9 protein-coding genes are annotated in these 15,133 nt (G+C 72.9%); 5 read left to right on the top strand and 4 right to left on the bottom strand.

Going from position 1 to position 15,133, the window contains the following annotated elements:
- Positions 1-7: 7 nt before the first annotated feature.
- Positions 8-727 carry a hypothetical protein gene (locus OO60_RS13750; RefSeq protein ID WP_004558890.1) on the bottom strand — a complete coding sequence of 240 codons (720 nt, stop codon included), beginning with the start codon at positions 725-727 and terminating at the stop codon, positions 8-10.
- Positions 724-1,959 (bottom strand): type VII secretion protein EccE, encoded by a 1,236-nt coding sequence (eccE, locus tag OO60_RS13745; protein ID WP_051767683.1) that lies wholly within the window; start codon positions 1,957-1,959, stop codon positions 724-726. Before eccE ends, OO60_RS13750 begins: the two co-directional genes overlap by 4 nt.
- Before the next feature lie 591 nt (positions 1,960-2,550).
- Here eccE and eccB point away from each other — a divergent pair.
- The 3 genes from eccB to OO60_RS13730 all read left to right on the top strand — a co-directional run bounded on the left by eccB (position 2,551) and on the right by OO60_RS13730 (position 5,568).
- The gene (gene eccB / locus OO60_RS13740) at positions 2,551-4,191 is read left to right on the top strand and encodes a type VII secretion protein EccB (RefSeq protein ID WP_081911197.1); all 1,641 of its coding nucleotides are present in this window, start codon (positions 2,551-2,553) and stop codon (positions 4,189-4,191) included.
- Between the two features lie 64 nt (positions 4,192-4,255).
- Entirely contained in the window at positions 4,256-4,570 is a 315-nt protein-coding gene (locus OO60_RS13735) for a hypothetical protein (RefSeq protein WP_244885522.1), read from the top strand.
- A complete protein-coding gene (locus OO60_RS13730) occupies positions 4,567-5,568 on the top strand; it encodes a WXG100 family type VII secretion target (protein ID WP_004558896.1) in 1,002 nt (333 codons plus the stop codon). The genes OO60_RS13735 and OO60_RS13730 overlap by 4 nt, the downstream gene beginning before the upstream one ends.
- Positions 5,569-5,744: 176 nt before the next feature.
- Here the strand turns inward: OO60_RS13730 and mycP are convergent, their stop codons facing one another.
- Both mycP and eccD read right to left on the bottom strand, forming a co-directional pair.
- Complete coding sequence (gene mycP / locus OO60_RS13725; protein WP_004558895.1) at positions 5,745-7,340, bottom strand: type VII secretion-associated serine protease mycosin; 1,596 nt, start codon at positions 7,338-7,340, stop codon at positions 5,745-5,747.
- Positions 7,341-7,360: 20 nt separating this feature from the next.
- Positions 7,361-8,725, bottom strand: coding sequence for a type VII secretion integral membrane protein EccD (gene eccD / locus OO60_RS13720; RefSeq protein WP_004558894.1), 1,365 nt, complete (start codon positions 8,723-8,725; stop codon positions 7,361-7,363).
- 313 nt (positions 8,726-9,038) lie between these two features.
- Between eccD and OO60_RS13715 the strand changes: the two genes are divergently transcribed.
- Together OO60_RS13715 and OO60_RS13710 are read left to right on the top strand one after the other, a co-directional pair.
- Positions 9,039-13,052 carry a type VII secretion protein EccC gene (locus tag OO60_RS13715; protein WP_033261442.1) on the top strand — a complete coding sequence of 1,338 codons (4,014 nt, stop codon included), beginning with the start codon at positions 9,039-9,041 and terminating at the stop codon, positions 13,050-13,052.
- A gap of 103 nt (positions 13,053-13,155) precedes the next feature.
- Entirely contained in the window at positions 13,156-15,132 is a 1,977-nt protein-coding gene (locus tag OO60_RS13710; protein WP_033261508.1) for a type VII secretion-associated protein, read from the top strand.
- The last annotated feature ends 1 nt before the right edge of the window (position 15,133 follow it).

Genomic DNA, 15,133 nt, shown 5'->3' with positions numbered 1-15,133 from the left:
GTGAGGGTCAGTCGCCGCGGCGGACCGGGCCCAGGAGCTGTTGTTCCTTGCTCGTCGTGACCAGGCGCAGGGGGCGCCAGAGGTTGCGGCCCAGAGCCACCACCTGGTCGTCCTTCAGCATCGTCAGCTGGCGCATCATCTGCGGCGGCAGGTTCCAGATCCGGCCCGCCAGCTCGGCCTGGCCGGCCGGGAGGCGCTGCATCAGCACCAGGTCCGCCGCGTTGGCCGTCATGCCCGCCTGCGGGTGCAGGTACGGCAGCACGTACACCGTCGTCTGCCACGGCGAGCGGGGCGGGAACAGGTCCTGCGGCGTCGGGCCGCCGTCCGTCACCACGAGCAGCGGCGCGTCCTCCGACGGCCGGGGCAGCTCGACCGGCGAGAGCCGGCGGATCTGCACCAGCGGCGACGGCCGCCCGTCGCGGCTGCCGGCCGCCCGTGACAGCACCTGCCACTCCGTCGGGCGCCCGGTGGCCACCACGACCCACGCGCCGACGGCCATCGCGCGCAGGGCGACCTGGCGGGCCAGGTACAGCCCGCCCACCAGCACGATGCGCGTCGGCGTCGAGCGCAGCGCCGAGATCGTCAGCGGCTCGCCCTTCAGGCCCGAGCCGAGCACGATGCCGCCGCGGTCGCCCGACGGGCTGATCGCGTCGAGCATCGCGGGGTCCACCGTGAACTCCGGCGCCACCCCGCTGTTCTGCCCGGCGTCGCGGACGCGGGAGCTCATGCCGTACCTCCGATCGGCAACGTCGCGGCGAACGCGGAGACCTGCAGGCCGCGCAGCGGGGTCAGGTCCACCCCCAGCCGCTCGGACAGCCCGTGCAGCCGCTGGTCGGCGGCGTCGAGCTCACGCGGGTTGCGGGCGCTCAGCCGGACCACGCCGCGCAGCCCGATCTTGCCTTCGTCGGACGCCGGCGAGATCGACATCGCCAGCGTCGCCGACAGCGCGCGGACGCTCGTCAGCGCGTTCAGGCTGCTGCTGACCTTGCCCTTCGGCCAGCCGGTGATGGCGTAGCTCGCGTGCCCGATCCCGGCCGCCGTCACGCCGGACCAGCGTTCCTGCAGCGTCACCTTGGCGGGCGAACCGGCCACGGCGGTCAGCTCGGCGGCCGAGATGCTCGCCCGCAGCAGCTCGTCGGGGTCGAGCGGCCGCGTGGGCACGCCCTGGGACTCCAAGGCGTTCCGGACGCGGGACAGCGCGCCGATCAGCGCGCGGTGGGCGCCGACCACGCCGCCGCCGCGTTCCCGGATCGCCGCCGGGCAGCGCCGCGGGTCGAGCCGGATCGCCACCCACGTCGTTCGCCGCGCCGCCGCGGGCAGCGGGCCCAGCACCTCCATGTAGGAGCTGAGCGCCGGCGAGTCCGACGGCAGCGCCGCGCTGCCCGGGTAGCAGTGCCAGATCATCTGGATGGAGTCGAGGACCACGCCGCGGTCCTCGAGGCAGGGGGCGAGCGCCGACAGCGGCAGGCTCGGGGCCCCGTCGGCCTGGGTGATCAACGCCGGTGCCGGCTCGACGAGCAGCACCGCCGTCCACGTGCCGTCGTTCCAGGCGAGCCCGACCTGCTGGCGTTCGTGGTCGACGCCGTGCGCGACGACGAGGTCGGGCACGGCGAGGCGCAGCAGGTTCACGCGGGCGTCGTCGGGGCCGGTCACCGTGGTCTCTTCGGCGGCCAGCTCCTCGACGGTGCTCGGCGGCAGCGGGTTCGCGACCCGGTCGTGCGAGCGGAAGGAGTAGCGCAGCGTCAGGCCGACCCACTGGGTGAACCAGCGGCCGCGCCAGCGCAGCAGCGCGACGATGAGGGCGAAGCCGACGATGCCGACGCCGATCCACTTCAGCTTCATGTCGATGGCGAGCAGCACCAGGCCGATCGCGAGGCCGACTTCGAGCACGACGAGGTTGGCCACGGGCAGCGGGCCGAGGGTGACACCGGAGGAGCGGCGCCGCGCGGGCGGCGCCATCCGGGTCGCGCCGCCGGCCGGGGGAGCGGCCGGGCTGCTGTCGTCGGGCCCCTGCGGGCCGCCGGAGCCGCCGCCGGGTCCGCCCGGGCCGCCAGGCCCACCAGGACCACCAGGCCCACCGGGGCCACCAGGACCGCCGCCGCCGGGACCGCCGGGACCGCCGGGCACGGGACCGCCGGGCCCATTAGGACGTCCGCCCGGGCCGGGTACGGGGCCGCCGGGACCGCGCGGGGGCATTCCGGGTGCGCCGGGGACGGCGTGTGGTCCGCTCGGGCTTCCAGCCGGGCCACCGGGAACGCCACCGGGGCCGCCGGGTCCGCCCGGCACCCCGCCCGGACCACCGGGTCTGCCCGGCCGCGGCGGCGGGCCCGGCTGGCGTCCGGGCGGCGGGGGCCCGGGCGGGCCGGGCGGGCGTGGCGGGTTGGTGACGGACATCGCCGCTTTCTCTTCCCCTCGTGCTTGCTGCATACCCGGAAGCCGGGTCCCGGGGTGCCCGACCCTAGCCTGAGTTGGTAGAAACCCCACACCAGACGGTCCCCGTACGGCTATCCTGCGGAACCGTACCGCGACGGGGAGAGCTGTAGGTCGAGAATGCCATCAACACCCACGACTAAGTCTCAGGTCCAGGCGTACCAGTTCGTCCTGCGGCGGATGCAGTCGGCGCTGGTCCGGCGGGACGCGGTGATGCTGCACGACCCGATGCGCACCCACACGCGGGCCACGATCGTCGGTGTCGTGCTGGGGGCGCTGGGCATGATCGTGTTCGTCGTCTGGGGGCTGCTCAGCCCGGCGCCTTCGGTGCCGGCGGCCGGGAACATCGTGATCGGCGAGCAGTCCGGCACGGTGTACGTCGTCACGGGCAACCCGAAGAAGCTGATCCCGACCTTCAACCTCGCTTCGGCGCGGCTTCTCCTGCTGGCGCAGTCGAAGCAGCCCGGCGGCGGCACCGGTGGCGCGACCGCGGCGCCCGCCCAGCCCGCCGCGGCGGGCGCGGCGAGTGTGAAGAATCCCACGGTCGTTTCCGACGAGCAGCTGAAGGACATTCCCCGCGACAAACTGACCGGTATTCCGGACGGCCCGCAGCTGATCCCGACGGATTCCCAGCGGATTTCCGCGAATTGGGCCGTCTGCGACCAGGTGCAGCTCGATCCGTCGCTGCCGAACCCCGACACCGGCCGGACCAACACCTACGTCTTCGGCGGCGTCGCGCCCGGCGGCCTCGGCGCCGAGCTGGGCGAGAACGAGGCGCTGCTGGCGAAGGCCGACAACGGCAAGACCTACCTCGTCTACCGGCTGCCCAGCTCGCGGAACCGGCCGAACGCCAACACCGTGCGCGCCGAGATCGACGTCGACAACCCGAACGACGCCGTCCGGACGGCGCTGCAGCTGCCGCCGGCGCCGCGGAAGATCACGCAGGGGCTGCTGAACGCGATCCCCGAGGTCGCGAAGCTGAGCCCGCCGAAGATCGCGAACGGCCAGACCCCGGCGGACTTCGACGGCCTGACGGTCGGCGACGTCTTCGCGACGCAGCAGGCCGGCGAGACGACGCTGAACTACTGGGCGATCACCCGCAGCGGCATCCAGCGCGTGTCGAACGCGGTGGCCGACATCATCCGCGTGGCGAAGAACGGCAGCTCCGGCAAGATCCAGACGCTCGGCCTCGACAAGCTCGCCGGGGTGCACGTCATGCAGCCCGCGGATCCCGACTACATCCCGGTCGACGACTTCCCGCGCTCGGTGCCGACGGTCCTCGACGCGACGAAGAACTCGTCGGTCGCGTGCCTGGGCTGGTCGCTGGTCGGGTCCGGCCCGGACCAGGACGGGCACACCTCGGTGTACGTCGACACGCAGCTGCCCGGCCAGAAGAGCGCCGGCGACCGGTTCACCCCGATGACGGTGACCACGCCGGGCCCGAACCGGGTGCCGCTCAACGGTTTCTACCTGAAGCCCGGCTTCGCCGCGGTGGTCCAGTCGGCCACCGGCAAGGCCAGCTTCGGCAAGGGGCAGATCCAGCTGATCTCCGACCGCGGCGTCCGCTACAGCGTCCCGGACGCCCAGACCGCGGACGCGATCGGCCTGAACAACCGGCAGCCCGCGCCCGAGTCGATCATCGGGCTGCTGCCGACCGGGGCGTCGCTGAACACCCAGGACGTGCTGCGGCAGTTCGACTCGGTGCCGATCGACCCGAACGCGGGCACGTACCCGACGGCGGCCGCGCAGCCGGGGAACTGAGCGGAACCGCCGGGCCCCGGCGGGCGTCCCACGCTCGAGAGTGGGGTTGGCGAGCGGAGGTGCCGTGGCCGGTTTGAGGATGGACGCCGTCGTGGTCGCCGGGTACGCCGTGACGGCCGAGGCCGCCGCGGACGACCTGGACGCGGCGGCGGCCGAGGTCGGCGGCGACGTCACCGACGAGTCCTACGGGACACTGGGGGCGCAGATCGGCCTCGGCGCGTCCTACGGCCGGGCCGCGGGCGCGTTGCGGCGGCAGCTGGCCGACGGCGCGGAGGCGCTGCGGTCGGCCGCGGAGGCGCTGCGGCAGGTGACGGTCCGGCACGGCGGCCAGGACGCCGAAGCCGCCGAACTGATCAAGCGCGCCGGGCGGCTCGGATGACGGCCGTGGCCCCCGGCGGCGAGGACCTCACCGCGGCCGCCGAGCCCTACCTGGGGTACCTGTCGGACCTCGCGCAGCAGCTCGGCCTGATCGACCCCGTCGAGACGTACTTCCGCCCGCTGCTCGGCCGCTGGGCCGACCTCGGCGCCGAAGCGGACCGGCTGCGCGAGGCGGCCTCGGCCGCAGCCGACGTCTCCACCCGCCTCGACGACCAGCTCGGCCGCCTCGACGCGGGCTGGGAAGGCCGCGACGCGGACGCGTTCGTGACGTACATGCGCGAGATCGGCGCGGCGGGCGGCGACCTCCAGGAGGCGCTCACCACCCTGGCGGCTGCGCTCGACGAGCTGGTGACGACGCTGCGCCACATCGTCGTGGACCTGGTGGAAGTGCTGGTGGACGCGGCGGAGCTGACATCGGAGACGATGCTCCTCCCGAGCGGCGGCACCAAGCGGGCGCGGGCGCAGCTGCAGGAGACGCAGGACTCGGCGAAGGCGCTGTTCGAGACGGCCCGCGACGTGCTGGAGGCGTTCGACCGCCTCTGCGACGGCGTCGACGATCCCGACGCGGCGTCCCGCACCATCGAGATCCGCCACCGCTACCCGCAGGAGAAGTTCAAGCTCCACGACGACGCGCTGAACGACGCAGCCTCGGCCGATGCTCCGGCCGACGAGGTCATGACGCCGTCTTCGGCGAGCGGCCCGGCGGAAGGCCGCCACACGGGCGCGGGAACCGTCGACCCCGCCCAGCCCGCCGACGCACCGCCTGCCCCGCCCGCGGCGGACGACCACCCCAGCTCGTCGTCGGGAATGCCGATGATGCCGATGATGGGCTTCGGCGCCATCGGCATGGGCGGCGGCCAGGGCCGCCGCGCGTCCAAAACCCGCCCGGTCACGAAGCCGTCGGAGCTGCTGGGCGAGCCCGGCCTGGTCGCACCCCCGGTCATCGGCGAAGACGAGAACCCGCCGCCGAAGAAACCCCCAGCCCCACCCGCGAAGTAACCCGGCCCCCAACGGGCATCACGCGGGCTTGCAGAGGCATCGCGCGTGTCTGAAGGGGCTTTACACGTGTCTGGAGGGGCATCTCGTGTGATGCCCGCCCAATCACGCGTGATGCCCCTCCGATCACGGGTGATGCCCGCTCAATCACGCGAGATGCCCGGCTGATCACGGGTGGGTCAGCGGCGGCGGGTGTCCGTCTCCGCCGGGCGGTTGCGGCGGATCGTGTGCATCACGAACAGCGTGATCAGCAACGCCAGCACGCCGCCCGCGGTGCCGGCCAGTGCCACGATCACCGGGGTCGAACTGTGGTCGTTGGCCGGGGGGAGCTGGGCCAGCTGCGGGGCCGGGATCGGGGCCTGGTTGCCCACCTCCGACGGCAGGACCTGCGTCAGGGCCGCCACCGGGTCGACCACGCCGGCGCCGACGAAGTTGTCGCGGCCGCCCGGGGCCGCCGGGTGCTGGGCCGTCTCCTTGATCCGGTTGATGATGCCCTTGGCGTCGAGCTGCGGGTACTTCGCCTTCACCAGCGCCGCCAAGCCCGCGACGTACGGCGCCGCGAAGCTCGTGCCCTGGATTTCGCTGGCCTTGTCGCCGTTTTCGAACGTCAGGTTCGCCAGGCTGCCGGAGCCCTCGGCCGGGTCGAGGGAGATGATCTTCGTGCCGGGGGCCGCGACGCCGACCCACGGGCCGTGCACGCTGAACTGCGCCACGCCGCCGGTCTCGTCGATCGCGCCGACCGACAGGACGTCGTCCGCGAACCACGGCGGCGTCACGATCGTCTTCGGCTTGCGCGCGTCCGGCTGGTCGTTCTGCGGGCAGGTGTCCGTCGCGTTGCCGGCCGCCGCGACGACCACGATGCCCGCCTGCGCCGCGAGGTGCACGGCCGCCTGGACCTGCTGCTCGCCTTCGGTGATCGAGCCGGTGGCCGGGCGGCAGTTGTCGACCGACATGTTGATCACGTCGGCCTCGTGCCGGTCGGCGATGCCGCGGATGATCTCGGCCAGCGTCTTCAGCGTGCCCGCGGTGCCCGCCTTCTCCAGCTGGCGGCCGCCGTTGGACTGCCCGGGCGAGGTCCGGTCGCCTTCCCCGCTGCCGCCGCCACCGCCCGGCGGCGGGCTGGTGCTCGACGACGGCGTGCCCCCGGTGCTGCTCGCCGGCGGCGTCGAGGTCGACGTGTCCGGCTCGTAGTTCTCGCTGAGCTGGCGGTAGGACACGATCGTGGCGTCCGGCGCGACGCCGACGAACCCGACCTCGGGGTTGTCCGGCTTCGCCCCGATGATCCCGGCGACCTCGGTGCCGTGGCCGTCGCAGTCCTCGAGCCCCGGCTGCTGGCCCTTCGTCGGCGTGGCCACGTAGTCGCCGCCGGACTTGAGCCGGTCCTGGAACCACGGGTGCTTCGTCACGCCGGTGTCGATCACCGCGACCTTGACGCCGCCGCCGGCGCTGCCGGTGGCCGCCTTGACGATGTCCTGCGCCTTGGAGATCTGCAGGTACTCCTGGCCCCACGGGCGGTTCTTGATCTCGATGTTCTGGCCGAGGGTGCTGCGCTGCACGCAGCCCTTCGTCTGCTTGTACTTCTTGTCGGGCTGGCCCGAGTCCGGGATCAGCTTGCCCATGTCGACCGGCGGGGGCGTCGCGAAGTAGCCGTCCGCCGGCGCGGCCTGCGCCCACGCCGGCACCGCGAGCGTCAGCGGCGACAGGAGGCCGATCGTGCCGGCCAGCAGGGCCGTCGTGGTCCGCCGGGTGGCGCCGGGACGCCGTGCTGCTGCCATCGGAGATTCACCCGATCCGGTCACTTGAAGTTCAGGTGCCGCAGGGTGGTGTAGAGGTCCATCACACCCAGGGCGAGGGGCAGCACCGAGGCGATGCAGACCGCTTCGATGATTTCCACGGTGCGCCGCAGCGGCGGCGAGAACCGCTGGTTCGGGAAGATCACGCCGACCACGAGCGCCCCGGCGGCCAGCAGGATCAGCACACCGAAGACGTAGAGCAGGCGGTACTGCGCGCCGGCCGAGACGAGCCAGCCGACGGCGATCCCGGTGGCCGAGACCAGGCCGGTGGTGAGCAGCGCGATCGCCTGGCTGCCGTTGGCGTACGCGCGGGCGCGCAGCAGCAGGACGAGCGTCGCGACGACGCCGAGGATGATCCCGAACGCGCCGGGCGCGGTGGCGGCGATGATCGCGGCCACCGCGACGGTGGCCCCGCAGCCGACCATCAGGCCGGTCATGTAGTTGTGCGCCACCGCCGTGCGGCGCTCGATCGCCCGGTAGTCGGGGAAGCCGGAGTCTTCCTTCAGCTCTTCGGCGTTGCTCGGGACGTGCGGCAGCGGCAGCTTCGCGAGCCAGATCGTGGCCCGCGGCAGGATCGAGATGCAGGCGAGGGCGACCGCGACCGTGCCGGCCGCGATCCCGGCCGCGGGGTGCGCGACCAGCGTGCCGAACAGGAAGGCCAGGCCGCCGAACGTGCCCGCGGTGGCCGCCGCGATGAACGTCGTGATGCCGGCCCCGATCACCATGATGCAGACCGAGGCGACGATGATCACCAGCACCGCGCCGAGCAGCAGGTTCGCCCGCATCGACAGGCCGGGCACGATGTAGAAGCCGCTGACGAAGGCCAGCGGCAGGCCGCCCGCCGCGGCGATCAGCACGCCGGTCTGCTCCGCCTGGTAGCCCTTGGCGAGCGTCGCGCCGACCGCGACGCACGCGACGGCACCGATGCCGCCGGCGATGGCCGCGCCCAGCGCGCTGCCGCCGTAGAGCGAGCCGCTCATGAACAGCGCGACGGCGGCGGCGAACAGCGCCAGCCCGCCGGCGATGTGCCCGAACCGGTTCGCGGTCTCCTTGGTCCACGGGCGGAAGCTGTCGGGGGAGGACTCCGCGATGGCGTCGACGACGTCGTCGTACAACGGCGGCGGCGGGTTCTCGTTGCGCTTGCGCAGCTGCAGGAGCTCGCCGTCGACCACGCCGAGCGAAGCCAGCGTCCGGCTGGGGTCGAGCGGGGCGTCGCCGAGCTTCGCCAGCGCCCAGCCGCCGTGCCGGGCGCCGCCGTCGGGCGAGGTCTCCTTGGCCATGTCCAGGAGCATCGGCAGGAGGTCGGCCACCGCGACGTCGGCGGGCAGCGCGACGTCGATCCGCGTGGAGGGCGCGACGACCGTCACCCTGCTGAAAACTGTCGTGCCCGTAGCCACTGCACTGCCCCCGCTCTGATGAGACGTCTCCCGGGGGAACTTATACCGAAGCACCCCGCGGGCAGCACCGAACGTCCGAAAATCACCGTCGGCCGCAGCTCACCGGCCCGAGGACGCCGTTACTGTCGGTGGCCCGTCGTACACTCGCGAGGCGAGGTCGTCACGGGTTCACGAGGTGTTCCGGCATCCGCCGGAATTCGCCCGCGGCGTTCGATAGGTTGTTCCGCGCACCTTGCACCCAACGCGGTGGCCGCCATCGTCGAGTTTGAAGAGGGGTCCTTCGATGAGCACGCTGCAGTTCAAGAAGTCGCCGCGGCTGGCGGCACCGCGGCCGCCGGGCGGTGAGGTGCACCTCGAGCCGCCGCCCGAGGTGCCCCGGGTCATCCCCGGCAACATCGTGATGAAGGCGCTGCCGATCGTGATGATCTTCGCGTCGATCGGGATGATGGTCTTCATGTTCACCGCCAGCGGGCGGAACCCGATGATGATGGCCATGGGCGGCATGATGGTCGTCGGGACGCTCGGGATGATGGCGGGCGGTGGCGGCAAGGGCGGCGGCGCCAAGCGCGCCGAGATGGACGAAGACCGCAAGGACTACCTGCGTTACCTGGGCCAGATGCGCGACCGCGCCCGCGAGGCGATGGTCGACCAGCGCGCCGCACTGGAATGGGTCCACCCCGACCCGCAGTCCCTCTGGTCGCTGGCCGCCAGCCGCCGCATGTGGGAGCGCCGCCAGAACGACCAGGACTTCCTGCACCTGCGCGTCGGGCGCAGCTCGCACCGCCTCGCCACGCGGCTGGTCCCGCCGCAGACCGGGCCGGTCGACGAGCTGGAGCCGATCGCCACCCTCGCGCTGCGCCGGTTCGTGCGCGCGCACTCGATCGTGCCGGACCTGCCGACCCAGATCACCCTCCGCGGGTTCGCCGCGGTCAGCATGCAGGGCGAGCGCGCGCTGACCCGCGGCCTCACCCGCGCGATGCTCGCGCAGCTGGTTTCCTTCCACAGCCCCGACGACGTGCTGATCGCGGTCGCCACCGCGGGCCGCGCGAAGGAGGAGTGGGAGTGGGCGAAGTGGCTGCCGCACGTCCAGCACCCCACGCTGTCGGACGGCATCGGCCAGCTCCGCATGATGGCCGGTTCGCTGGCCCAGATCGAAGACTGGCTCGACGAAGAACTGCGTGACCGCCAGCGTTTCTCCCGCAACGCCACGCCGGCGCCGGACCAGCCGCACGTCGTCATCATCATCGACGACGCCGAGGTCACCCGCGAAGAACAGATCGTCCTGGAGGAGGGGCTGGTCGGCGTCACGCTGATCGACCTGTCCGACTCCCTCGGCAACCTCGCCGCCCGCCGCGGCCTCCGGCTGGTCGTGGAGCCCGACAGGCTGGGCGCGCGCAGCGCCGGCGGTGTCGAGTGGTTCGGCCGCCCGGACACCCTCAGCCTGGTCGAGACCGAGTCGCTGGCCCGGCTCATTTCGCCCTACCGCGTCGGCGGTGCCGCCGGCCAGGACGTCGGTGACGAAGAGCCGCTGCTGTCCAACCCGTCGCTGCTGGAGCTGCTCGGCATCCCGGGCGACCCGATGACGTTCGACGTCCAGCAGGCGTGGCGGCCGCGGCCGATCCGGGACCGCTACCGCGTGCCGTTCGGCGTCGGCGAGTACGGCCAGCCGGTCGAGCTGGACATCAAGGAAGCCGCCGCCGAAGGCATGGGCCCGCACGGCCTGTGCATCGGCGCGACCGGTTCCGGCAAGTCCGAGTTCCTCCGCACCCTGGTGCTGGGCCTGCTGGCCACGCACTCGTCGTCCACGCTCAACTTCGTCCTGGTGGACTTCAAGGGTGGCGCGACGTTCCTGGGCCTGGACAAGGCCCCGCACGTCTCCGCGGTCATCACCAACCTCGCGGACGAGGTCACGCTGGTCGACCGGATGAAGGACGCGCTGGCCGGCGAGATGAACCGCCGCCAGGAAGCGCTGAAGAACGGCGGCAACTTCAAGAACGTCTGGGAATACGAGAAAGCGCGCGAGAACGGCGCCGACCTCGACCCGCTGCCCGCGCTGTTCATCGTCTGTGACGAGTTCTCCGAGCTGCTGAGCGCGAAGCCGGACTTCATCGACCTGTTCGTCGCCATCGGCCGGCTGGGCCGGTCGCTGCAGATGCACATGCTGCTCGCCTCGCAGCGCCTCGAAGAAGGCAAGCTGCGCGGCCTGGACTCGCACCTGTCGTACCGGATCGGCCTCAAGACGTTCTCGGCCGCGGAATCCCGCGCCGCGATCGGCGTGCCGGACGCGTTCGAGCTGCCGTCGGTCCCCGGTGGCGGGTACCTCAAGTACGACACGTCGACGCTGGTGCGGTTCAAGGCGTCCTACGTCTCGGGCCCGTACCGGCCGGCCGGGTTGAAGGCGGCCGGTCCGGCGGCGACCGTGGTCCGCGCGGACAAGCGGCCGCAGCTGTTCGTCCCGGACTTCGTCGAGCTGCCCAAGGAGCCGGAGCCGCAGCAGGTCGAGGCCGCCCCGGTGGCCGCGGCGCCGCAGTCGGAGGAGGCGGTCGAACCCAGCGAGCTGGACGTCATCGTGTCGCGGCTGGTGGGCCAGGGCCCGCCGGCGCACGAGGTGTGGCTGCCGCCGCTGAAGGACCCGAACTCGCTCGACACCCTGCTGCCCAACCTGAACCCGACCGACGACCGCGGCCTGTCCCCGGTGGGCTTCTTCGGCAACGGGCGGCTGCAGGTGCCGCTCGGCATCATCGACCGGCCGTACGAGCAGCGGCGTGACCCGCTGTGGGCGGACTTCTCCGGCGCGGCCGGGCACGGCGTGATCGTCGGCGGTCCGCAGACCGGCAAGTCGACGATGCTGCGCACGCTGATCATGTCGATGGCGCTGACGCACACGCCGGAGGAAGCGCAGTTCTACTGCCTCGACCTCGGTGGTGGCACCCTGGCCGGGCTCGCGGACCTGCCGCACGTCGGCGGGGTCGCGGTGGCCCGGCGCGAGCCGGACAAGGCCCGCCGGATCGTGGCCGAGCTGACCACCCTGCTCACCGAGCGCGAAGGCCGGTTCGGGGCGATGGGCATCGACTCGATGACCGAGTTCCGCAACCGCAAGCGCCGCGGCGAGATCCGGCCGGAGCAGGACCCGTTCGGCGACGCGTTCCTGATCGTGGACAACTGGCGGGCCCTGCGCGACGACTTCGAAGAGCTCGAGGCCACGATCACCCGGCTCGCCACGCAGGGTCTGTCCTACGGCGTGCACGTGGTCATCGCGGCCAACCGGTGGGCCGACATCCGCCCGGCGATCAAGGACATGATCGGCACCCGGTTCGAGCTGCGCCTCGGTGACCCGACCGAGTCGGACATCGACCGCCGCATCGCGGTGAACGTGCCGGCCGGGCGGCCGGGCCGCGGCATGACCCGCGAAAAGCTGCACATGCTGGGCGGCCTGCCGCGGATCGACGGTTCCAGCGACCCGGAGACGATCGCGGCCGGCGTGGCCGACGCGGTGGCGAAGATCAAGGGCGCCTGGCGCGGCCGGGTCGCGCCGCAGGTCCGCCTGCTGCCGGAGCTGATCACCTACGAAGAGGTGCTCAAGCTCGACTCCGCGCGGGACTCCAAGCTGATCCCGATCGGCGTCAACGAAGAGGACCTGCAGCCGATCTACCTCGACTTCAACGCCGAGCCGCACTTCTACGCGTTCGCGGACGGCGAGTCGGGCAAGACGAACCTGCTGCGGCAGATCGCCCGGGGCATCTCCGAGCGGTACACCGCCAAGGAAGGGCTCATCCTGCTGGTCGACTACCGGCGCACGATGCTCGGGTTCGTCCAGGGCGACTCGCTGCTCGGGTACGCGGTTTCGGCGGCACAGCTGGAAAGCATGATCAACGACGTCTTCAACTCGATGACCCGGCGCCTGCCGGGCCCGGACGTCACGCAGGAGCAGCTGAAGACGCGGTCGTGGTGGAAGGGCCCGGAGCTGTTCATCCTGGTCGACGACTACGACCTGGTGGCGACGTCGAGCACCAACCCGCTGCGGAAGATCTCCGACTTCCTGCCGCAGGCCAAGGACGTCGGCCTGCACTTGGTGGTCGTGCGGCGCACCGGTGGCGCGAGCAAGGCGATGTACGACCCGATCATCGGCAAGCTCAAGGAGATCGCGGCGCCGGGCATGGTGATGAACGGCTCGCGGGACGAGGGCGCGCTGGTCGGCAACATCAAGCCGTCCGCGATGCCGCCGGGCCGGGGCAACATGCTCACCCGCAAGTTCGGCAAGCAGCTCATCCAGGTCTCGTGGATCCAGCCCGACTGAACACGACGACGGGGCGCCCCGGTGCGGGAGGTAGGTTCCTCCCCATCGAGGCGTTCCGCGGGCGGGGCGCGGGGGAGCGCGACGAAATGTGCGGGAGCTGCTGGTGACGGTCCGGGTTGCGGTGGACTTCGGGACCTCGAGCACCTGCGTCGTCGCCTCGGTGAACGGGCGCGAGCCGCAGGTCGTGGTGATCGACGGCCAGCCGCTGATGTCCTCGGCGGTGTACGCGGCGGCGGACGGCACGCTGTTCGTCGGCCAGGAGGCCGAGCGGCAGGCGGCCGTCGACCCGTCGCGGTACGAGCCGAACCCGAAGCGCCGGATCGACGAGGGCGAGCTGCTGCTCGGCGAGTCCGTCCTGCGGGTCACCGACGTCGTGCACGCGGTGCTGGGCCGCGCGGTGGCCGAGGCGCGCCGGCTGGCCGGTGAGGCCGAGGTCGACCTGCTGGTGCTGACCCACCCGGCGGACTGGGGCGCGATCCGCACCCGGCTGCTGCGGCAGGCCGCGGGCGGGCTGGCGCGCGAGGTCGCGCTGGTGCCGGAGCCGGTCGCGGCGGCGGTGTACCACGCGGCGACGTTCGCGCCGCAGGAAGTGACGAACGACCGCACCGTGGAGTTCAGCGGCCGCCCCGGCGACGCGCTTGCCGTGCTCGACCTCGGCGGCGGCACGGTCGACGTCAGCGTGGTGCGGCGGCTGCCGCCGGACACCGGGCGGGACCGCGCCGGCCGTCCGCAGCGCGGCGGCTTCCAGGTGCTCGCCACCCGCGGCGACCCCGGTTTCGGTGGCGCGGACATCGACCAGGCGCTGCTGGAGCACATCGGTTCCCTGGTGGCCGCGGCGGACCCGGACGCGTGGCGCCAGCTCGTCGAAGGGCGCGAGCTGGTGGACCGGCGCCGCCGCCGCGTGCTGCGCCAGGACGTGCGGGGCGCGAAGGAGACGCTGTCGCGGCACGCCTACACCGACGTGCCGATGCCGCCGCCGTTCGCCGACGCGCACGTGACCCGGGAGGACCTCGAACGGCTGATCGCGGCGCCGCTGGGCCGGGCCGTCGAGCTGACGGTCGCCGCGATCGGCGACGCCGGCCTGCGGCCGAAGCAGCTCACGGCGATCTTCCTGGTCGGCGGGTCCAGCCGGATCCCGATGATCTCGCGGCTGGTGCACGAACGCACCGGCGTCGTGCCGACGAGCCTCGACCAGCCCGAGACGGTGGTCGCGCGCGGCGCGCTGCGGGCGGTGCTGGTGGACCCGGACCGCACCGGCGCGCTGCCCGGCGAAGCGATGGCGCGGCTGGGCGCGGCGGCGGCCGGCCCGGCGGCCCAGCGCACGGAGGTCGTCCGGCCCGGCGACGTCGCCCCGCGCCCGGCCCCGCCGCGCACGCCGCCCGCACCGGGCGGGTTCCCGCCGAACGCGAACCGCCCGGCACCGCCGCCCGGCCGTCCGGCGGCCCGCCCGTGGACGCCGCCCGCCGGCCAGCCCGCCCAGCCGGGCCCGAAGTCCGGGGTCCGGCCGGCACCCGAACCGGCCGGGAAGAGCCGCCGGAAGCTGTGGGGCGCCGCCGCGGTCGCGGTGGTCGTCGTGGCCGCGCTCGTCGTCGCCGGGATCTTCGTGTTCCGCGGCTCGGGGGACCAGGGCGAGACCGGCCGGACGCTCTCGCAGTACAACTTCAAGTTCGTCGCGCCACTGGACTGGGTGCAGACCGACGACCGGGTCGCCGAGCGGCAGGTCGTCATCCACCCGCAGGAGTCCCCGGGCGGCAACGACCTCCTGGTCGCGCAGGAGTACGTGATGGACTACGACGCGACCGCGGACCCGCAGAAGCTCGTCGACGAGCTCAAGCGCAGCGCGGACGGCGACCCCACCCGCTGGAGCGCGTTCGACCCGAACCTGGCCTACGCCGGCAAGACGGTGATCGGCTACCACGAGAGCAAGCCGGACCGGCCCGACCTCCAGGTCGACTGGTACGTCGTGGCGAAGGGCCGGATCCGGGTGCACGTCGGCTGCCAGTACGCCACGGCCGGGCTGCGGAGCCGGGTCGGTACCGCGTGCGCGCAGGCCGTGCGCACCGTCGAAATCCTCAACTGAG

The sequence above is a fragment of the Amycolatopsis vancoresmycina genome (genome assembly GCF_000716785.1).
Taxonomy (GTDB): domain Bacteria; phylum Actinomycetota; class Actinomycetes; order Mycobacteriales; family Pseudonocardiaceae; genus Amycolatopsis; species Amycolatopsis vancoresmycina.
This window is presented reverse-complemented; position numbering and strand designations above follow the sequence as displayed.

Bases quoted from the DNA above. Each gene is read 5' to 3' on its own strand.
- eccE (WP_051767683.1), bottom strand. From the start codon at position 1,959: ATGGCGCCGCCCGCGCGGCGCCGCTCCTCCGGTGTCACCCTCGGCCCG.
- OO60_RS13730 (WP_004558896.1), top strand. From the start codon at position 4,567: ATGACGGCCGTGGCCCCCGGCGGCGAGGACCTCACCGCGGCCGCCGAG.
- eccB (WP_081911197.1), top strand. From the start codon at position 2,551: ATGCCATCAACACCCACGACTAAGTCTCAGGTCCAGGCGTACCAGTTC.
- OO60_RS13715 (WP_033261442.1), top strand. From the start codon at position 9,039: ATGAGCACGCTGCAGTTCAAGAAGTCGCCGCGGCTGGCGGCACCGCGG.
- mycP (WP_004558895.1), bottom strand. From the start codon at position 7,340: ATGGCAGCAGCACGGCGTCCCGGCGCCACCCGGCGGACCACGACGGCC.
- OO60_RS13750 (WP_004558890.1), bottom strand. From the start codon at position 727: ATGAGCTCCCGCGTCCGCGACGCCGGGCAGAACAGCGGGGTGGCGCCG.